Genomic DNA, 20,119 nt, shown 5'->3' on the forward strand with positions numbered 1-20,119 from the left:
TGCCCTAAATCATAGCTTACAGAGGGAATCTCTGTCAATTCATGAGAAAAATGAGGTGCATTTTGTTTACACTGGAAACAAAAAGGCTCGTCTTGAGACCCTTAACAGAAAAGGACGAAATCAATCTCAAACGGACCTTACAGGACGAAAAAGCCATGTACGCCTATGAAGGCGCCTTTACGGACGAAGAAGTAACGGCCTGGCTTACGCGCCAGTTGGCACGGTACGAAAAATGGGGTTTTGGCCTTTATGCCGTCATCCTTAAAGAAACGGGCGCTTTCATCGGTCAGTGCGGCCTCACCTACCAGCCTTGGCGGGGTGGGGAGGTCCTTGAAGTGGGCTACCTCTTTGAGCGGTTCTATTGGCATCATGGGTATGCCACGGAAGCAGCCCGGGCCTTTATGGATTATGCCTTTAATAATCTTGGAGCGGACGAAGTGTCGTCCCTCATCCGCGATACCAACGAAGCCTCCATGAACGTTGCCCGCCGCAACGGCATGCATCCCGTGGATGAAGATGTGAAGGTGTATAAGAGGCTGAGGATGAGGCATGTGCGGTTTATGTGTTCGGCGCGATTTTTCTCCGAATAATAAGAAGGGAGCGTCAACAAAAGTCCGAGAAACATGGTTGAGGGCGAATTATTTCGGACCCGTTCCCCCGTCAGGGGGCGGTTTGGGTCCGGCGTTACGGTCTTTTAGCATCAAAGCACTTTCCGTCTTTCCCGCTTGACCGCCAGCACCATAGGTGTGAAATAGAAAAAGCTGAAGGCTCGTGATAGCTTGATGGCTTTTCTTGCCTTAGCCTACGGCTTCAACCTTTTTGAAAGAAGTGACATCCATGCTATATGCCTTTTCGGCCTTTTTGGCCTACTTCGTCAAAGGCCTCTGCGGATTTGCCAACACTCTGGTCTTTAGTTCCATTCTAAGTTTCTGGCAGGATAACATCTACATTACGCCCATTGACCTGCCTCTTAGTCTCATATCGAACCTGCTCCTCGTCTTTCATGATCACAAGGCTCTTTCCGTGAAAATCTGGGGCTCCGGGGCTTTTTTCATGATTCTTGGCATCATCCCTGGCACATTCTTTCTCAAGGCGGGTGATCCGGCTCTCATCAAGATTATCCTAGGCTTTCTTACCATGGGCCTTGCTCTTCAAATGCTTCTTAAGAAAAAATCCGCAGGCGGGGCAGGGAGCGCTCTTAGTCATGCGCTCATCGCTATCCTTGCAGGTTTTATCAGCGGTCTATTGGGCATCGGTGCCCTTATCAGCATCTATATGGCCCGTGTGACCAATTCCCTCGAAGCCTTTCGGGGCAATCTGTCGCTCCTTTTTATTATGACGAATCTTTTTCGATTTGCCATCTATATTCGGACGGGAATCCTGACGGCAGATACTTTCAATATCTCCCTCACCTTGGTTCCTTTCATGCTGGCCGGGCTTTTGGGCGGCACCATGCTTTCATCCCGTCTAGGCGGGACGCTCGTCCGACGCGTCATCATTTTCTTCCTGCTTCTTTCCGGTGTCGCCCTTGTGGTGACAAATCTCCACATATAACTGCTTTTCCAGTGGTTTACCTGCAGCAGGACCACCCTTGAAAAGACCTGCCTCATCATCGACTAGCACAGAATATGACGCCAGGCAGGCTAAAGGCATCATTACCTGTGCCGGCAGGGGAACAAAAATAATCCTTATGAGTGATCCCCATCAGATTGACCGGCCCTTCCTTGATGAGCGCGCCAATGGCCTGAGCTATGCCTCGGGAAAAATGAAGGAAAGCCCCTCTTTGCTTCCAGATCATCATGCTGGAAAGCGAGCGTGAACGGTCAAAGCTGGCCATGGAAGTGATAAGAAGATTGTGAAGTAAAGGACGCCAGAGGCGGCTGGTTAAGACGGAAAAGGGTGACTGCGAGTCTGCGGCTCTAGCGGTCAAGCAGTAAGGGGTAAAGCGGAAGGCGCAACGATAAGATGGCCGTCCTTGGCTGATGTCATCTGCGATGGCAGGATAAAAGACCGGGAGACTGTCAAACGAAAAATGGTAAGCAATAAAAAGGGAGCACCTCTCCGAACGCGTGTCAATTGTTCGGAGCAGTGCTCTCGTTATCTTTTCTTAGGTCTTTTGCTTTCGAATCTTTCGCTTTGGTAAGGCGGTAAGTCCATCGCCGATTTCTTTTTTACTTTCCATTAAGCGTGGGCCGAGCCTTGTTCCAGAATCAGATCGTTTTGCGCAACCGCGTCAAAGAAGGCTTTGACGACATCGGGATCAAAATAGATCCCGGAAAGGTCACGAATCCTTGTTGGCGTGACAGCGCTCTGCCACTGCCAGTTATGGGTGCAGGGCTTGCAGCGCCGATCATAATAGTCACAGACGGCAATGATGCGGGCCCCCAAGGGAATGTTCACCCCTTTGAGGCGTTTGGGATAACCGCTGCCATCCCAATGTTCATGATGATGGAGGACCATCTTCATGATGTGACCAAAGCCCGGGATATTTTCCATCATACTGGCGCCGGCCAGGCAGTGACGCCGGTACGCAGCCCGTTCTTTGACGTTGAAATAGGGATATTTGGCAAGAATGGTGTTCGGTACGGAAACCATGCCGATGTCGTGAAGGAGTGCTGCGGTTTTGATAGCAGCCACTTCCGACAGGGGAAGCCCCATCTTGATTGCGGTGCAGACAGCGTAGTTGGCAACCTGCTGGCTGTGGAGGAAGAGTCCTTTGTTTTTATGCTCCAGAAGCTTCAAAAAGAAGGATACGAGAGCGCTGGTGTCTTCAGTTGTTGGAAACTCCAAAAATTGGGGTATCGTCAGCATAGTAAAACGACCTTTACATATAAAATAGAAAAATAGGGGAAAAATGCCCCACCTTTTTTTTCTGCCAAAATCCTCTCGGGGCTTATAGTATACTATAAAAATTTGACCTTGAAAACACTCTGAAAAAAATTCGTGAAAAATGAATAAAAATACTTGCGTTTCCTTAACTTCCTCATTATAATAAATAAATATACAATTCAGGTCTGTGGTTGAAAGTCGATGCCAGTTGCAGGCAAAACGATCCACGTAAGCAGCGGAATCCGCTGTGAGCACGGTGCAGCTTAGAAGTAAGACCTGCCGCAAAATGCGAGAGGAGCAGTAGTGGGGAGCCGGAACGCTTAGGAGCGAACCTTCCAGCAGGCGAGTGTGGGGGCGAAGACCAGGTCAGCTGAATTGTATATTTATAAATAAGATGAGGGGTTGAGACGGATGAAAAGTTGGGTGAAAAAATTGGCCTTAACAGGCATTCTTGCTGCAGTGGTTGTAACCAGCCTTTCTGGGTGTGGAAATTCCGGCAGTAAGGATGCGGCACAACAAAAGAAGGAACTCATTGTAGGCACGGAACCTTCCTTTGCTCCTTTTGAATTCCCTGATGGGAAGGATGGGGAAATCACGGGCTTTGACATGGATCTTATCAAGGCCATGGCAAAGAAGCTGGGCTATGAAAAAGTGACCATTAAGGGCATGGGCTTTGATGCCCTCTTCCCGGCCATGAATGCCGGCCAGATTGATGTAGCCATGGCAGGTATGTCCATTACGGAAGAGCGAAAAAAACAGTTTCTCTTCACCGATCCCTACTATGAATCCGGTCTCATGACCATTGTTCGTAAGGATAATACGGTTATCCATTCCCTTGCTGATCTGAAAGGTAAACGCATTGGTGTCCAGCTAGGCACTACGGGCGCCCAGGAAGCCGAAAAGATTGAAGGTGCCAAGGTCACGAATTTTGACACGTCGGACCTTGCTTGCCTGGAACTTAAAAACGGCAATGTGGACGCCGTTATCAGTGACCTGCCGGTACTGGAGTATTTCCTTAAAAAGGGCGGCGCTTCCTACGCAAAGACCGTTGGAACCCCGAAAAAGGGTGATTTTTACGGAATCGCGGCACCTAAGGGGAAAAAGGAGCTCATTGATGGACTCAATAAAGCCCTCAAGGAACTGAAGGATTCCGGCGAGTATCAAAAGATCCATGACAAATGGTTTGGCGCAGAAACGAAATAAGATGGGAAAGAAAGGATGAAAACCATGAAAAAAAGTCTGAAGATGATGTGCCTCCTCGCAGCGCTTATTTTGGGTGTGGCTGGCTGCGGCGGCAATGCGGCCAAAGATGACAAAAAGGCAGCCGCGCCCCAAAAGAAGGAACTTGTCGTCGGGACGGCCCCTTCTTTTGCCCCCTTTGAGTTCCCCAGCGAAGAAGCGGATAAACCGACAGGGTTTGATATGGAACTCATAGAAGCCATTGGTAAGAAGATGGGCTATGAAAAAGTGACCATCAAGGGCATGGGCTTTGATGCCTTGATTCCTGCCATGAATGCCGGCAATATTGATGTAATCATTTCCGGTATGTCTATTACGGACGCACGGAAAAAACAGGTCCTTTTTACAGATCCCTATTATGAATCGGGACTGATGGTCATCGTCAAGAAAGACAACAATGAAATCAAGTCCTTTGATGATCTGAAAGGCAAACGCATCGGTGTCCAGCTAGGCACAACGGGCGCCCAGGAAGCTGAAAAGATTGAAGGCGCCAAAGTTACGAATTTTGATACGTCGGATCTTGCCTGCATCGAACTCAAAAATGGCAACGTTGATGCTGTCATCAGTGATCTGCCCGTGCTTCAGTACTTCCTGAAACAGAAAGGGTCCAGCTATGCCAAAGCCGTTGGCACGCCGAAAAAAGGCGACTTTTACGGCATTGCAGCTCCGAAGGACAAGAAAGACCTTGTGGACGGCATAAATAAAGCCCTGAAGGAACTGAAAGACTCCGGTGAATACAAGAAAATCTATACCAAATGGTTTGGTGAAATGAAATAAGTGAGAACGCCCCTGCCGAATAATCGGCAGGGGCGTTCTATGTGTATAGGAGGCTGTCAGGCTGAAAACTTATGGATGGCAATCAATGAAAAACGTAAAGAACACCGATCCGAACACCTGTCAATCGTTCAGAGCGGTTCGCTTTTCTTATTAAGGTTTGATGCAGAATGAGCAAATCGTTGCCGCAGTTTTTTGCTTTAGGGAGGCGAAAACCGATCCGCCTTACCAAGGCGATTTCGAAACGCTTCGTCATCTTTTCCCTTTCGTTTTTTCCCTTGACGCTTATCCTCCCCGGTCATAGACGCCGCAGCCTGCGCCTTGCTGTTAGCTTAGGCTGCTTTTTTTTTAATCTCCCATTGTATAAAAATTCATTCAGATGTATAATGTCATATGCTTCTTAAAAATATCAAGTCTATCTGGAGGAACAGCCATGAAAAAACGTACCGTACTTGTTGGAATGTTAGCCGCTTTGACGATGTTTGCTGCCGGCTGCGGAGGTAAGGATGCAGCTAAGGAATCCAAGGTCCTTCGTGCAGGCACGGAACCGACCTTTGCCCCTTTTGAATTCCAGGAAAAGGATTCCAAGGATTTCACGGGCTTTGATATGGATCTGATCCGCGCCATTGGCAAGCAAATGGGCCGTGATGTGGAAATTAAGAATATGGGCTTTGATGCCCTGATTCCGGCCATCAATTCGGGCAATATCGATGTTGTAGCTTCTGGCATGAGCATTACGGAAGAACGTAAAAAAGCCGTGACTTTCTCCGATCCGTATTATACGTCCGGTCTTGCTATCATTGTCAGAAATGATGAAAACAACATCAAGAGCCTGAAGGACCTTGAAGGCAAAACGATTTCCGTCCAGATTGGGACGACGGGTGCCGATAAGGCCGCTTCCGTACCGGGCGCCAAGGTCAAGACCTTCAACACGAATGCGGAAGTCTTCCTTGAACTCAACAATAAGAATGCCGATGCGGTCGTCATTGACCGTCCTGTTGGGGCTTACTTCCTGACGAAGGAAGGCAAGGGCCAGGATAAGATTGTCGGTGAAACGATGGATGCTGAACCGTATGGATTTGCCGTCAAGAAGGACAGCAAACTGGCTGGCGAAATCAATAAAGCCCTGGGCGAACTGAAGAAAAACGGCGAATACGATAAGATTTACAAGAAATGGTTCGGCGAAGCGCCAAAAGAAAAATAATGGCAGAGTAAGGATTGGTGGGTATGGATCTAGAAATTATTACGTCGTCCTTTCCCCTGCTTTTGGCAGGGGCGGGCGTAACCATTGAAATTACAGCACTGAGCGTTGGTTTTGGCATGGCCATCGGAATTGTCATTTCCCTCATCCGCATGACGGGTATCCGCCTCCTGCGGATCTTGGGCAATGTATATGTCGATTTCCTACGCGGGACGCCGCTTCTTGTGCAGATCTTCCTTGTTTACTTTGCCTTGCCGGCACTCATCCATCATCAGGTGGATGCCTTTTTTGCCGCGGTCTTTGCGTGCTCCATCAACAGTGGGGCGTATGTTGCGGAAATTTTCCGCGGCGGCATTGAATCCATTGACAGAGGGCAGATGGAAGCGGGCCGCAGTTTGGGCATGAACTGGTGGCAGACCATGCGGTTTGTCATCCTGCCCCAGGCCTTTAAGCGGATCATTCCGCCCCTTGGCAATGAATTCATCGCCATGCTGAAGGATTCGTCCTTGGTCTCCGTCATTGGTTTTGAGGAACTGACCCGCCGCGGCCAGCTCATTATTGCCAGGACCTATGCCTCTTTTGAAATCTGGCTGTCCGTCGCGTTTATCTACCTCATTATGACATTTGCTGTGGCTCGTCTCGTAGGGCTTCTGGAAAGGCGGTATAAGAAAAATGAAAAATGATCTCATCAAGATTACCGGCCTTCGGAAAAGCTATGGCAAGAACGAGGTCCTAAAGGGCATCGACATCAATATCAAGGAAGAGGAAGTGGTCGTTGTCATCGGCCCTTCAGGCGGCGGCAAGAGTACATTCCTGCGCTGCATCAACTATCTGGAAGTGCCTACAGGCGGCGAAATTGTCTTTGATGGCATTCCTCTTAATGGCGAGGCTAACATCAACGAAGTCCGCAAGGAAATCGGCATGGTTTTCCAGCGCTTCAATCTTTTCCCGCATATGACGGTCATGGAAAACTTGATCCTTGCGCCGATGAAGGTGCGCCACGCCTCGCGGGAAGAAGCGATGGAAAAGGCCGAGATGTATCTTAAAAAGGTTGGGCTCCTTGACAAGGCCGCTGCTTATCCTGATTCTCTATCCGGCGGTCAGCAGCAGCGCGTTGCCATTGCCCGTGCACTTTGCATGAACCCCAAAGCCATGCTCTTTGATGAACCGACAAGCGCCCTTGACCCGGAAATGATCAAGGAAGTCCTGGACGTCATGAAAGACCTTGCTGAAGGAGGGATGACCATGGTCGTTGTGACCCATGAAATGGGCTTTGCCCGGGAAGTGGGGGACCGCGTGATTTTCCTTGACCAAGGCGTCATCCAGGAAGAAGCGAATCCACAGGATTTTTTCTCCCATCCAAAAAGCGAAAGGGCGCAGCTCTTTTTGTCAAAAATCCTGTAAGGAAACAAATCCAGCCGGCCAACAATTAAAAAATGTTTCAGTTATTACTGGGGAAGCCCGATGGAATCGGAGCTTCCTCTTTGTTACATTTTTTAAAAATTTTTCAAGAATTTTAGAGGAATTTCGCTTCATTTGTAGAAATAGGATAATAAGAACGAACAGGAAACATCCTGTGAGTTAGGAGGTAATCATTATGACAGTTAGAGTTCGTGGTAAGAATCTTGAAGTAACGCCTGCATTGAAAGATTATGTGGAAAAAAAGGTTGAAACCATTACGAAGCAGTTCAAGACTGTTGGTGAAATCACGGCCGTCATGAGAATTGAACGCAATAAGCACATTGTGGAAATCACGGTTCCTGCAAGCGGTATCGTCCTCCGCGCCCAGGAAGGCAGCGAAAACATGTATGCTTCCATTGATAATTGTGTGGAAAAAATCGAGCGCCAGATCCATAAATATAAAACCCGTCTCATGAAGCGGAAATACAATAATTTCCGTGATGCCGCGGTTCCGTCGGTTCCTGGTGACGTAGAGGAAGCTTCAGCTGACGGCGAATTCAAGGTCGCTCGCACCAAGACCTATGCGATGCGTCCCATGAATGTGCAGGAAGCCATCATGCAGATGAACATGCTGAACCACGACTTCTTCGTCTTCTTCAATGACGAAACGGAATCCATGGCCGTTGTGTACCGCCGTAAAGCCGGTGACTATGGTCTCATCAATCCGGAACTTGTCTAATCAAAAAAACATGCCGCTTTCGGGCGGCATGTTTTTTTTTAGGAGCTGTTTTAACTAGCCCAAAAATCGGGCTGGATTGATGAAGAAGGGGCGCCTCACATCCGCTGCCAAATCTGAGAAATCATAAACTGGATCCACGCTGATGCCCGGTTTAGGGCTCTGGAATTGTATTTGACTTTTATAAGAAGACAATCTTTTTGAAATATAGAAATCACAATAGCGGCAAGATCGTCCCGCTTTCGTGTTTTCCTGTTGTACTCGATGTGCGGTATCAATCCGACTTACCAAGACGATTTGCAATCGTTTTGTCATGTTTTTGCCTTCCGGTCTTTTATTCCATTTGCTTTTTACAAATTCCGGTCAGATGGTTCCCGTTGCGAAGAGCTCATGTTTTCATCGACGACGTAAGTTACTTATCTAATGCGGTTGGTTAAAGCCTTCGCGTTTTCTTTCAATTCTCCTTTTTGAATAGGGGACTCAGGCAAATCATGCTTCCTCTAAAGAAAACGAAATAATACCAAGACGGGCTCGCCCAAAGACTCCATTTTTTCGGATGATTTAGGAATGAAAATGCAGTACGTGATTTCTTACGAATCGGCATGCTCCCATTGCGATCGAACGAATCTTTCTCAAGCAATGGGAGCACGTCACTGCATCAAATTGGCACGATTTGCGCACCGAGTAAAAAAGAAGGCAGGGGGCTTTGGTGTCGGACCGACCTTTAGTTTCCCTCACGGTCTTTAAGAACCACAGCATCAAAGCTAGAGCGTTAGTTTTTTTACTCGACAGCCGCAGCCTTGCATGCAGGACAGCCATTCGGCTATTAGACCGAATAGACAGCTTGAACGCGGCTTTCTATGTACCCACTCGGCGTAATTTGCAGACCCAGCAAAAAAATAAAAAGTTCTCTCTTTTGACACGCTTTTTGCGTGCCTTTCTTTGACTTTCCTATATGCATTTGATAAAATGAAACGATGAATAAATAGGCTATCTATGCGTCCATGAGGAGTGATTTTAGTTGCTGGAACAGCTAATGAAAATGGTCTTTGGTGACCCCAATAAAAAAGAACTGAAGGTATGCCAAGGCTATGTAGATAAAATCAATGCGCTGGAACCGGAAATTTCTGGTCTTAGTGATGCCCGTTTGCGCGCCAAGACGGATGAGTTTCGTCTGCGCCTGACCAAGGGAGAAACGCTCGATGATCTCCTGCCGGAAGCTTTTGCCGTTGTTCGGGAGGCCGCCAAACGTGTCATGGGTCTGCGCCATTTTGACGTTCAGCTCATGGGCGGCTGCATCCTTCACCGTGGAAAGATTGCGGAAATGCGTACTGGTGAAGGGAAGACCCTTGTGGCAACGCTGCCGGCTTATTTAAATGCCCTTGAAGGCAAGGGCGTCCATGTTGTGACGGTCAATGACTACCTGGCTCGCCGTGACAGTGAGGATATGGGCCGTGTTTACCGTTTCCTGGGACTTTCTGTCGGCCTTATTACTCACGAAATGGATTACCCTGCCCGTAAGGCTGCTTATGCTGCCGATATTACCTATGGAACAAACAATGAATTCGGGTTTGACTACCTCCGTGACAACATGGTCATTTCCCTTGACCAAATGGTGCAGCGTCCCCTGCATTATGCCATCGTCGACGAAGTGGACTCCATCCTTATTGATGAAGCCCGTACTCCCCTTATCATTTCCGGCCCTGGCGCCCAGTCAACGAGCCTTTATCAGGTCATGGCGGATGTGGCGGCCAAACTGAAGGAAGGGGAGGACTATACGGTCGATGAAAAGCAAAAGACCGTTGCCCCGACAGAAACCGGCATTGCCAAGACGGAAAAACTCCTCGGCGTTTCCAATATGTATGACGGGGAAAATGGCGTCGACTATTCCCATCAGCTCATGGCAGCCCTGAAGGCCAAGGCCCTCATGCACCGTGACCGCGATTATGTCGTAAAGGATGGGGAAGTCATCATTGTCGATGAATTTACGGGTCGCCTCATGTTTGGCCGCCGGTACAGCGAAGGGCTGCATCAGGCCATTGAGGCAAAGGAACATGTCAAGGTCGAACGGGAAAGCCAGACACTTGCCACCATCACTTTCCAGAACTACTTCCGTATGTATGATAAGCTCTCTGGCATGACTGGTACGGCCAAGACCGAAGAGCAGGAATTCCAGAAGATCTACGGCCTTGATGTTGTGGTTGTGCCGACAAATAAACCCAATATCCGTATCGACTATCCAGATGTCATCTATAAAACGCGCCGTGCTAAGTACCGCGCCGTGGCAAATGCTATTGAGGAACTTCACAAGAAGGGCCGTCCGGTCCTTGTAGGAACGACGAGCATCCAGCAGTCGGAAGAGTTGTCCGAACTCCTTAAAAAACGTGGCATTGAACATAATGTCCTCAATGCCAAGTTCCATGAAAAAGAAGCTGAAATCGTCGCTGATGCCGGGCAAATGGGGGCTGTTACGATTGCCACCAACATGGCCGGCCGTGGGACGGATATTGTCCTGGGGGATGGGGTCGCTGAACTTGGCGGCCTGCATATCATCGGTACGGAACGCCATGAATCACGCCGCATCGATAACCAGCTCCGCGGACGCTGTGCCCGTCAGGGAGACCCAGGGTCTACGCGTTTTTATCTTTCTCTTGAAGACGACCTGATGCGTCTTTTTGGTTCGGATAACATTTCGGGCATCATGGATAAGCTCGGCATGGAAGAAGACGAGCCCATTGAGCATAAGATTGTGACCCGTTCCATTGAGTCGGCCCAGAAGAAGGTCGAAGCGCGCAACTTTGAAATTCGTAAGCAGGTCCTTGAATATGACGATGTCATGAACCAGCAGCGCGAAGTCATTTATGACCAGCGCCGCCAGATCCTTGAAAAAGCAGACCTCAAGGAGACCGTCCTTGACATGGCAAGCCATATTGTTGACCGCTCCATGGATATGTATGCACCAAAAGAGGCTTACAGCGAAGATTGGGATGTCAAGAGCCTCATCAGCTATGCAGAGGAGTTTTATGCGCCGGCCGGTTTCCTGAAGGAAGAAAAACTGCAGGAAATGAGCCGTGATGAACTGGAAACCTTCCTCCACAAGGTCGCGGTTGATTACTACAATGCCCGCGAGGAAAATAACACGGCTCCCATCATGCGCGAATTGGAAAACCTGGTCATGCTGAAGGTTGTTGATTCCCACTGGATGGAACATCTCGATGCCATGGATGCCCTGCGCGAAGGCATTGGGCTGCGCGCCTACGGACAGCGTGATCCGTTGGTTGAATACAAGTTCGAAGCCTATGAAATGTTCGAAGCCATGAAGGAAGCCATCGTCGATGATGTGGTCCGTTATATGTACCGCGTCAACGTCGTTACCCAGCCTGTTGTGGAAGACCATTTGAGCGAAGCCTCGACGAACAACCCGAACGTCGACGGCAGTACAGAAACGCCGAAGGAACCGGTCAGAAATGACAGCACGGTGGGGCGGAACGATCCCTGCCCCTGCGGCAGCGGCAAGAAATATAAGAATTGCTGTGGTAAAAATCAAAACAGCTGACACCGCACAGTCATGAAGAACGGGACTTTGCCTTAGGTCCGGAAAAAAGGCCTGCGCCTTTTTTCGTGCGGCGCATGACAGAAAAGGGGATGCCGCCTTGGCGGCAGCCCCTTTCGGACATTGAAGGGAAGAATCCAACATGGGGCCCTGAGGCTCCTCATTCAATAGGAAAGGGATTGAACGAATCGTGTTACTTGAAGAATTAAGACCGCAGATCGGCGAACTCAGAAACCGTCTTGGCGAACTCAAGACGGGCCTTAAAATCGAACCCAAGAAGGAACGCATCCAGGACCTTGATTACCAGATGGCGGCACCGGGCTTTTGGGATGATCCCGATAAGGCCCAGAAAGTTGCCCAGGAAGCCAATAACTTGAAATCAGAAGTGGATACTTTTACGAGCCTTGAAACGAAGGTCGACGACCTCGATACCCTTTGGGAAATGGCCATGGAAGAAAAGGATGACACCCTGGTTTCCGAAATGGAATCGGAACTGGAAGGGGCCAAACATACCCTTTCGGAACTGGAACTGGGCATGCTGCTCAGTGATGAATACGATGCCAACAATGCCATCATGAACCTTCATGCTGGTGCGGGCGGAACGGAAGCCCAGGATTGGACGGGCATGCTTCTGCGGATGTTCACGCGCTATGCCGAAGGAAAGGGCTTTGAAGTGGAACTGCTCGATGTCCTGCCCGGTGAAGAAGCAGGAACCAAGAGTGCTACCCTTGCCATCAAGGGACATAATGCCTATGGGTTCCTCAAAAGCGAGAAGGGCGTCCACCGCCTTGTCCGTATTTCTCCTTTTGACTCCAATGCCCGCCGCCACACTTCCTTTGCGGCGGTGGACGTTATGCCGGAAATCGATAATACGGTGGAAGTCAACATCAACATGGACGATGTCCGCGTTGACTACTACCGCGCCAGCGGTGCTGGCGGACAGCACGTCAACAAGACGTCTTCGGCTGTCCGTATGACCCATTTGCCGACGGGCATTGTTGTCCAGTGCCAGAACGAACGGTCCCAGCTGCAGAATAAGGAACGCTGCCTGCAGCTGCTGCGTGCCAAACTCTTTGAATACGAAAAGGCCATTCAAGATCAAAAAATCAGCGACCTTGCCGGAGACTATCAGGCCATCGAGTGGGGGAGCCAGATTCGCTCCTATGTTTTCCAGCCCTATACCTTGGTCAAGGATCATCGGACTGGTGCGGAAACCGGCAATATCCAAGCTGTTATGGACGGGGACCTGGATCTTTTTGTGGAAAGCTATCTCCGCAGCCTGAAACATTGATCAGGGGAAAGGGGTAAGCCGTGAAGAAAATCAAACAGCTATTTGTGGTCCTCGTCGGTCTCGGCCTTTTGGCCTCCCTTTGTCTTAACTGGAGCCGGTATCAGGTGGAACAGGCCAATCGGAGTATGGAAACGGTCATGGATTATCAGGCCCTGGTCCGTATGGCGGACAGTGAGGGTCTATCGCGGCAGAGCGTCTTCAAAAAGTTCAAGGACGCCGGCGTCACGACCCTTGCCGTTTCAGACCGCACCATCATGGATATGGCAGGCGAAGGCCTTGTTACTTACTATACGGGCGGCGAGCTCCTGCGTCAAAAGGAAATCGGCGGCCTGAGCCCGAGCTGGCAGGCCGTTGTATCCTCACCGGATTTTACCTATCAGGCTGTCTACCTGGCCGATGGAACGAGCCGCCGCACCTTTGATGCCCTCATTGAAACACTGGGCGCCCGTTTTGACAGGGACCGCTTCCAGAAGGTCTCCGATACGCCCCGTGTCTACATGCTCAAGGCTCCGACGGCCCTCAATAAGAATCCTTTCAGCCAGGACCAGCTGGGCATCCAGGAAACGCCCTTGATCCTTGTGCCGGATGAGCTTCTTGCCGCCAAGGAAAATGGCTTTATGGTGGCCATCCGTCCCAATAATTTTGTAAAGACCACCAAGGATGAAGAAAAAGCTCAGCAGCAGCTTGCTGTGTTCTTTAAGGAAATTGATGAAACGGGAGCCGATGTTTCGCTCATCATTGGCAGCGGCCGCAGCATGCTCGGCGAGCCTCGCTATCTCAAAAATGTGGCGAACGCGCTCAAAAAGCGGCATATCACCCTGGGTATGGTCGAAGCCGATGTACAGCTCCAGTTCATCAAGATGGACGGACTTGTACCCCTTTCGGAAGTCATGGACTATGATGCTGCCCGCGTCTACACCATTGCCGAAGACGAGCAGCGCAAGATGAAGGTCTTTGATGCGTTCCGCCGCTGGTCCCTTGCCGATGATGAGCGCAATATCCGCGTCAACTACATCCGTCCTTTTGTTACCGGTCTTAATGGCAACACGGCCCTTGAAACGAACCTTGAATACGTAAGTGATGTGACGCGTGACGTGGCATCCCATGGATATATAAGCGGACGGGCCGGCGTCTTTGCCCCGTACCATCCGTCCCGTCTTTTCTATGTGCCCATGGCTTTTTCTGTCGTGGCCGCTTGGTGCCTTTATTTCCTTCTCCTTGGCATCGTGCCCCAACGCCATTATGGCAAGCTGGTCCTTTTGGGCGGGCTGGTCCTATCTGCTGGTTACTTTACAGGCAGCCACGCACTCTTGTTCCGCCAGGTGACGGCCCTTTTGAGTGCCATCATCTTTCCCGTCCTTTCCATGGCCCGCATGATCACGCTGTGGGACCGCCGTAAAGGAGAAAGGACGATGAAAGGCCTTCTTGCCATGACGACGGTCCAGCTAGGCTATGCCGTGATTCTGTCCCTCATTGGTGCCTCTTTATTGGGGGCAGTCCTTGGAGATACACGTTTTCTCCTTGAAATTGATATCTACCGCGGCGTGAAGGTCACCTTCATGATGCCCGTTCTTCTTACGTTCCTACTCTTTGTCAAACGTCATGGCCTGTGGAACGAAGGGGAACGCCTTACGGCTCCCTTATCAAGGATCCGGGCGTTTCTTAACCACCCATTTACGCTGTCGACCCTCATTGTTCTCCTTGCCTTTGCCATCGTGGCGTGGGTCTTTATTGGCCGCAGCGGCCATACGGCAGGGGTTCCCGTTCCGGCCTTTGAGGAAAAGCTTCGCTATTTCCTTGAAGAGACCATGTACGCCCGGCCCCGGGAAAAGGAATTTCTCATTGGTCATCCGGCTTTTTACTTGACGGCTTGGTGCGTCTTGCGGAAACTTCCGACTTGGGCCTATGGCCTTTTTGCCGTAGCCGCGACCATTGGACAGGCAAGTCTCGTCCAGACGTTCTGCCATATGCGGACCCCTATTTTCATGAGCTATGTCCGGGCCCTTGATGGTTATGCACTGGGCGTGATCCTAGGCGTTTTGGCCGTTGTTGTGTTTGAAGGACTTTATCGTGCCTATGGGGGTTACAAGAAGGGGAGGGACGCCCGTGGCTAAGGTGCTCATATCCGGATATTACGGATTTTCCAATGCCGGTGACGAAGCCATGCTGACGGCCATTGTGGACAGCCTTAAACGGGAGGCCCCTGAGACGGTCATTACGGTCATTAGCGGCCATCCCCGCTCAACCTGTGCCCTCCACGACGTAAAGAGCATCGGACGCTTTGATTTTCCCGCCATCCTGCGGGCCATGGCAGGGACGGACCTGCTCTTATCGGGCGGCGGCAGCCTGCTCCAGAACGTAACGAGCCATTTCAGTCTCTTTTATTATCTTTCCATCATCGCTCTTGGCGTCATTATGAGGAAAAAGGTGATGCTCTTTGCCCAGGGAATCGGTCCGATCAAGGGCTGTTTTTCCCGCTTCCTGACCCGGTTCGTCTGCCGCCACGCCGATTTGATTACGGTCCGTGACGATGGGTCCTTGGATGACCTTTGTGAGATGGGCTTTGAGCGAAAGGATATCCTCGTCACAAGTGATGCTGTCTTTTCCCTTCCTGACGGCAATCGCAAGGTGGGAGAAGTCATCCTGCGAGGCATGGGCATTGATCCTGAACGGCCCGTCATTGGCTTTGCCCTGCGGCACTGGAAGGGGGAGGATCGCTTTATTCCTGAATTTGCCCGCGCGGCCGATGGTCTCAAGGCCGCCTTTGGGGCGCAGATTCTCTTTGTCCCGTTTCAGTTTCCGTCTGACAGGGAAGTTTCCGACGCGGTGCTTGGGCAAATGGAAAATAGCCGCGACGTCTTTATCCTGCCGCGAAAACTTTCCACAAAGGAATATCTTGACCTCATGGCCAGCCTGCGCCTTTTGGTGGGGATGCGGCTCCATGCCCTGGTCTTTGCGGCCCTTGCCGGCGTGCCTTTTATGGCGGTTTCTTATGATCCCAAAGTGGACCGTTTTGTAGATGGGATGAAAGGAACCGTTGTCGATACCATCGATGCCATCAAGGCCGGTGAAATCGTTTCCCTTGCCGATTCGATGCCTGCCGATTCAGGAGCCCAGGAAGCTTCGGAACTTGCCGCTCTTAGAAAGGAAGCACGTTCCAATATCCTGCGTGCCCTTGCCCTTATGCATGAATCCAACGAAAAAAGGAGTGGATCCCATTGCTCGTAATGAAACATGCCAGCAAGATCTATCCTGGCGGAGCCGCTGCACTCCAGGACGTGAATGTTCATATCAAGCCAGGTGAGTTTGTCTTTCTCGTCGGTCCCAGCGGGGCCGGCAAATCAACCTTCATCAAGACCATTTCCCGTGAGATTGAACTGTCAAGCGGGCAGATCTTTGTGGACGGCGTCGATGTCATGAAGCTTCGCAATGACGAGATCCCCTACCTGCGGCGTCAGCTGGGTATCGTATTCCAGGACTACCGACTGCTGAATGACCGGACGGCCTTTGAAAATGTGGCCTTTGCCATGCAGGTCATCGAGGCCCCTTCCAAGAAAATCAAGGAACGGGTCATGGAAGTCCTGACCCTTGTTGGTCTTGGCGACCGGGCAAAGAACTATCCCAGTGAAATGAGCGGCGGTGAGCAGCAGCGTGTGGCTATTGCCCGGGCTATTGTCAACGACCCGCTGCTGGTCATTGCCGACGAACCGACGGGAAACCTCGACCCGGAAACCAGTATGGAAATCATGAATATCTTTTCCGAAGTCAATAAGCGGGGCGCGACCATCATCATGGCCACCCATGACAAGACCATGGTGGACTATATGCAAAAGCGGGTCATTGCCATCGAAGATGGACGCATTGTCCGTGACGATATCAAAGGAGTCTATGGTTATGAGCTTTAGTACAAAATGGTATTATTTGAAGGAAACCTTTACGTCACTAAAACGCAACTCCCTTATGAGTATTGCGTCCGTGACGACGGTTGCCCTTTCCATCCTTGTCCTGGGGCTCTTTTTGACGATGGTTCTCAATGTCAATAACCTTGCCCAATACCTGGAAAATCAGGTCCAGGTGACGGTCTATATGTCGGATGCCGCAACGAGCGTGCAGCGCCGTCAAGTAGAGCAGCAGCTCAAGACGACGCGGGGCGTCATGGAAGTCAAGGGCGTGACAAAGGAAGAAGCCCTGCAGAATTTCAAGAAACGGCTCCGCGAACAGGAAAAGCTCCTTGATGCCTTGGGAGAGGACAATCCCTTCCCTTATTCCTTTGAAGTCCAGGTGGATAAACCGGAACGCATCCAGGAAATCGTGCCCCAAATCGAAAAGATGCCCGGAGTGGAAACGGCTAAATTTGGACAGGAAGTGGTGGAACATCTCTTCCAGTTGACACGTATCCTGCGCCTGGGAGGCATTTTCCTCATCATCATGCTCGCCATTGCCACCCTTTTCATTATTTCCAATACGATCCGCATTACGGTCTTTGCCCGTCGGCGGGAAGTGAGCATCATGAAATATGTGGGGGCCACCAACTGGTTCATCCGCTGGCCTTTCCTGCTGGAAGGGATGTTCATGGGCTTTGTCGGGGCTCTCATTGCCGCTGTGGCCCTTTTCAAGATGTATGACGCTGCCCAGGTGAAAATCTATTCGACCCTGGCCTTCTTTCCCCTCCTGCCAAGCTGGCCCTTTATGGTCTACCTCTGTGCCGGTCTTGTTGCTGTTGGCACCTTTATCGGGGCTGCCGGAAGTGCCATCAGCCTGCGCAAGTTCCTGGATGTTTGATAGGGGGCCTTGTCATGAAAAAAGAAGTTGCCGTCGCAACGGCTCTGATGGCCCTTATGAGCTATATGGGGCCCGTTTCGTGGGCAGAATCCATAGAGGATAAAAAAGCAGAGCTCGACGAGATTCAGCGGCAGATGGACACGAACACTTCCCAGCGAAAGGAAAGTGAAGCTCGCATTTCAAACGCCGTGGACCGCCTTGTCAGGGCCCGGCAGGAACTTGCCGAGGCAAAACAGCAGCTTGCCGTTGTCGAAGGCCAGCAGCGCATTCTTGAAGGCAAGATCCGCAGTAATGAACGGGCCCTTGTCATCAAGGAAAAGGAATTTGACAATACGCGGGAAATCTACAAAAAACGGCTTCGCGACATCTATGAGAACGGGCAGGTGAACTATCTTGACGTGCTTCTGGGATCGAGTGATTTCCGGGATTTTTCCTCCCGCATGTATCTCTTGCAGCGCATCATTCGCCGTGATACGAACCTTATTGAAACGCTTAATGCGCAAAAACATGAGCTTGAAGCCAAAAAGGCCGAGCTTGACGCGGAACATGCGGAACTTGATGGGAAGCGCCAGGAAGTGCTTCAGAAAAAGGCCTATGTGGAACAAAAAACAGCTGAGCAGGAGCAGCTCTATCAGGAAGCTCTAGCGGAAAAATCCCGTCTTGATGCAGAGTACGAAGAACTCCAGCGCAACAGCCAGGAAATTACGGCCATGATCCAGCGCATGGAGCAGGAAGGCCGCATGATGGCTTCTGCCCACGGGTCTGGTCAGTTTACCTGGCCTTGTTATGGGGAAATCACGTCTCCTTTTGGCTGGCGCGTCCACCCCATTTGGGGTACGGAAATCTTCCATGCCGGAATCGATATCGGTGCCGACTATGGGCAGCCCATTGTGGCCGCTGATTCCGGTACGGTGATTTATGCTGGCTGGATGGGCGGTTATGGCAATGCGGTGATGATCGATCATGGTGGCGGCCTTGTGACCCTCTACGGACACAACAGTTCCCTTACTGTCGGCGTTGGCGAAAACGTTTCCAAAGGTCAGACCATTGCCCTTGCAGGCAGTACGGGGAATTCGACGGGGCCGCACTGCCACTTTGAAGTGCGTATCCATGGTGAAGTCACGTCCCCGCTCAACTATTTGCCATAAGGAGGGGCTATGGGTAAAAAAAGATTTGGCTGGGCCCACCTGATCTTGGCCGTCTTGGTTTCTTTTTGTGTCTTTATCTTCGGAAGTATCACGGTCCTTGGCCGCTATGTCGGCAATCCCGCGGGATTTCTCGAGTTGATACGGACCCTGCATTTGATTTCCAGCTATTATGTGGGAGACATGGAAGAAAAGAACCTTTATGACGGCGCTATCCGCGGGATGGTGGAGGAACTGGGTGACCCGTATTCATCCTATTTGGATACATCGAATTTTGAAGCCTTGAATGCCATGACTGAAGGCCATTTTGGTGGTGTCGGCATGGTCTTGGGCATGAAGGAATCAAAGGAAATTATCGTTGTTTCTCCCATTGAAGATACACCGGCTTACAAAGCCGGCATCAAGGCAGGGGACATCATCCTTTCCATTGACGGGAAGGACGTGACGGGCGAAAGCCTGAACGAGGTTGTGAAAAAGCTTCGCGGCAAAGATGGGACGCAAGTGACAGTGGGACTGAAGTCTGCCGATGGATCCACCCGCGAAGTGACGCTGACAAGAAGCGAAATCAAGGTCAAGAGCGTCTACGGACGCATGGAAGAAGGCGGCATCGGCTATATCCGGATCACGAATTTCAACGAGGAAACGGACCGCGATTTTGCCGCCACACTGGGAAAGTTGCAGGGGGAGGGCATGAAAGCGTTGGTCCTTGATCTGCGGGACAACCCAGGGGGCCTTCTCCAAAGTGGCGTCAATGTCGCAAAGCACCTTGTTCCCAAAGGCCCCATTGTTTCCATGACGGATAAATCGGGGGCGACTGAAACCTTCTCCTCAGAGCTTGAAAAGGTGCCTTTCCCCATTGCCGTATTGGTGAACCATGGAACGGCAAGCGCGGCGGAAATTGTTTCCGGTGCTATCCAGGATACGGGATCAGGCAAACTTTTTGGGACCAAGACCTTTGGCAAGGGTGTGGTCCAGAATGTCTTCATGTTAAGCCAGAAAACTGCTGTCAAGCTTACCATTGCAAAGTACTATACGCCCAGTGGGCGCAGCATCGATAAGGTCGGCATCGAACCTGATGAAACCGTGGAAGCAATAGGAGCTGCCGGCACCAATCAGCTGGAAGCCGCTGAGGCCTATTTGAAAACGGTCATTTCCCAGTAATCGCCGA

The 20,119-nt window shown here is 50.8% G+C and carries 18 protein-coding genes and 1 pseudogene; 17 read left to right on the forward strand and 2 right to left on the reverse strand.

Annotation, left to right across the window (positions count from 1 at the left end):
* The first annotated feature begins 50 nt into the window (after positions 1-50).
* From DW817_RS04280 to DW817_RS04290, 3 genes and pseudogenes are all read left to right on the forward strand, one after another.
* Positions 51-590: a GNAT family N-acetyltransferase gene (locus DW817_RS04280; protein ID WP_035224001.1), complete on the forward strand. Its 540-nt coding sequence runs from the start codon at positions 51-53 to the stop codon at positions 588-590.
* Between the two features lie 247 nt (positions 591-837).
* A complete protein-coding gene (locus DW817_RS04285; protein WP_021736335.1) occupies positions 838-1,554 on the forward strand; it encodes a sulfite exporter TauE/SafE family protein in 717 nt (238 codons plus the stop codon).
* 42 nt (positions 1,555-1,596) lie between these two features.
* A pseudogene (locus tag DW817_RS04290) lies at positions 1,597-1,859 on the forward strand (PhoH family protein); the annotation flags it as partial.
* Between the two features lie 322 nt (positions 1,860-2,181).
* On the opposite strand, the gene DW817_RS04295 reads toward DW817_RS04290, so the two are convergent.
* Complete coding sequence (locus DW817_RS04295) at positions 2,182-2,811, reverse strand: HD-GYP domain-containing protein (protein WP_016459632.1); 630 nt, start codon at positions 2,809-2,811, stop codon at positions 2,182-2,184.
* A gap of 429 nt (positions 2,812-3,240) precedes the next feature.
* On the opposite strand from DW817_RS04295, the gene DW817_RS04300 reads away from it, so the two are divergent.
* From DW817_RS04300 to hpf, 6 genes are all read left to right on the forward strand, one after another.
* On the forward strand, positions 3,241-4,032 hold the full coding sequence (locus DW817_RS04300; RefSeq protein WP_021736338.1) for a basic amino acid ABC transporter substrate-binding protein: 792 nt from the start codon (positions 3,241-3,243) through the stop codon (positions 4,030-4,032).
* A 15-nt stretch (positions 4,033-4,047) separates the two neighbouring features.
* A complete protein-coding gene (locus tag DW817_RS04305; protein ID WP_035223990.1) occupies positions 4,048-4,845 on the forward strand; it encodes a basic amino acid ABC transporter substrate-binding protein in 798 nt (265 codons plus the stop codon).
* Positions 4,846-5,275: 430 nt separating this feature from the next.
* Positions 5,276-6,046: a basic amino acid ABC transporter substrate-binding protein gene (locus tag DW817_RS04310; protein WP_021736343.1), complete on the forward strand. Its 771-nt coding sequence runs from the start codon at positions 5,276-5,278 to the stop codon at positions 6,044-6,046.
* A 23-nt stretch (positions 6,047-6,069) separates the two neighbouring features.
* Positions 6,070-6,726 (forward strand): amino acid ABC transporter permease, encoded by a 657-nt coding sequence (locus DW817_RS04315; protein WP_021736345.1) that lies wholly within the window; start codon positions 6,070-6,072, stop codon positions 6,724-6,726.
* A complete protein-coding gene (locus tag DW817_RS04320; RefSeq protein ID WP_120111201.1) occupies positions 6,716-7,447 on the forward strand; it encodes an amino acid ABC transporter ATP-binding protein in 732 nt (243 codons plus the stop codon). The genes DW817_RS04315 and DW817_RS04320 overlap by 11 nt, the downstream gene beginning before the upstream one ends.
* Before the next feature lie 193 nt (positions 7,448-7,640).
* Positions 7,641-8,183, forward strand: a complete 543-nt coding sequence (gene hpf / locus DW817_RS04325; protein ID WP_021736330.1) for a ribosome hibernation-promoting factor, HPF/YfiA family — start codon at positions 7,641-7,643, stop codon at positions 8,181-8,183.
* Positions 8,184-8,237: 54 nt separating this feature from the next.
* Here hpf and DW817_RS10545 read toward each other — a convergent pair whose 3' ends face one another.
* Complete coding sequence (locus tag DW817_RS10545; protein ID WP_133300525.1) at positions 8,238-8,495, reverse strand: hypothetical protein; 258 nt, start codon at positions 8,493-8,495, stop codon at positions 8,238-8,240.
* Between the two features lie 721 nt (positions 8,496-9,216).
* On the opposite strand from DW817_RS10545, the gene secA reads away from it, so the two are divergent.
* From secA to DW817_RS04365, 8 genes are all read left to right on the forward strand, one after another.
* Entirely contained in the window at positions 9,217-11,736 is a 2,520-nt protein-coding gene (gene secA / locus DW817_RS04330) for a preprotein translocase subunit SecA (RefSeq protein ID WP_014128782.1), read from the forward strand.
* A gap of 187 nt (positions 11,737-11,923) precedes the next feature.
* On the forward strand, positions 11,924-13,024 hold the full coding sequence (gene prfB, locus DW817_RS04335; RefSeq protein ID WP_014128780.1) for a peptide chain release factor 2: 1,101 nt from the start codon (positions 11,924-11,926) through the stop codon (positions 13,022-13,024).
* Positions 13,025-13,044: 20 nt separating this feature from the next.
* Positions 13,045-15,138, forward strand: a complete 2,094-nt coding sequence (locus tag DW817_RS04340) for a DUF5693 family protein (protein ID WP_120111205.1) — start codon at positions 13,045-13,047, stop codon at positions 15,136-15,138.
* Positions 15,131-16,252, forward strand: a complete 1,122-nt coding sequence (csaB, locus tag DW817_RS04345) for a polysaccharide pyruvyl transferase CsaB (RefSeq protein WP_035224031.1) — start codon at positions 15,131-15,133, stop codon at positions 16,250-16,252. Before DW817_RS04340 ends, csaB begins: the two co-directional genes overlap by 8 nt.
* Positions 16,243-16,929, forward strand: a complete 687-nt coding sequence (gene ftsE / locus DW817_RS04350) for a cell division ATP-binding protein FtsE (RefSeq protein WP_009015788.1) — start codon at positions 16,243-16,245, stop codon at positions 16,927-16,929. The genes csaB and ftsE overlap by 10 nt, the downstream gene beginning before the upstream one ends.
* Positions 16,919-17,806 carry a permease-like cell division protein FtsX gene (gene ftsX, locus DW817_RS04355; RefSeq protein ID WP_009015787.1) on the forward strand — a complete coding sequence of 296 codons (888 nt, stop codon included), beginning with the start codon at positions 16,919-16,921 and terminating at the stop codon, positions 17,804-17,806. The genes ftsE and ftsX overlap by 11 nt, the downstream gene beginning before the upstream one ends.
* A 14-nt stretch (positions 17,807-17,820) precedes the next feature.
* Positions 17,821-18,954, forward strand: a complete 1,134-nt coding sequence (locus tag DW817_RS04360) for a murein hydrolase activator EnvC (protein WP_009015786.1) — start codon at positions 17,821-17,823, stop codon at positions 18,952-18,954.
* Positions 18,955-18,963: 9 nt separating this feature from the next.
* Positions 18,964-20,112: a S41 family peptidase gene (locus DW817_RS04365; protein ID WP_021736383.1), complete on the forward strand. Its 1,149-nt coding sequence runs from the start codon at positions 18,964-18,966 to the stop codon at positions 20,110-20,112.
* Positions 20,113-20,119: the final 7 nt, after the last annotated feature.

The sequence above is a fragment of the Acidaminococcus sp. AM33-14BH genome (genome assembly GCF_003603525.1).
Taxonomy (GTDB): Bacteria; Bacillota; Negativicutes; order Acidaminococcales; family Acidaminococcaceae; genus Acidaminococcus; species Acidaminococcus intestini.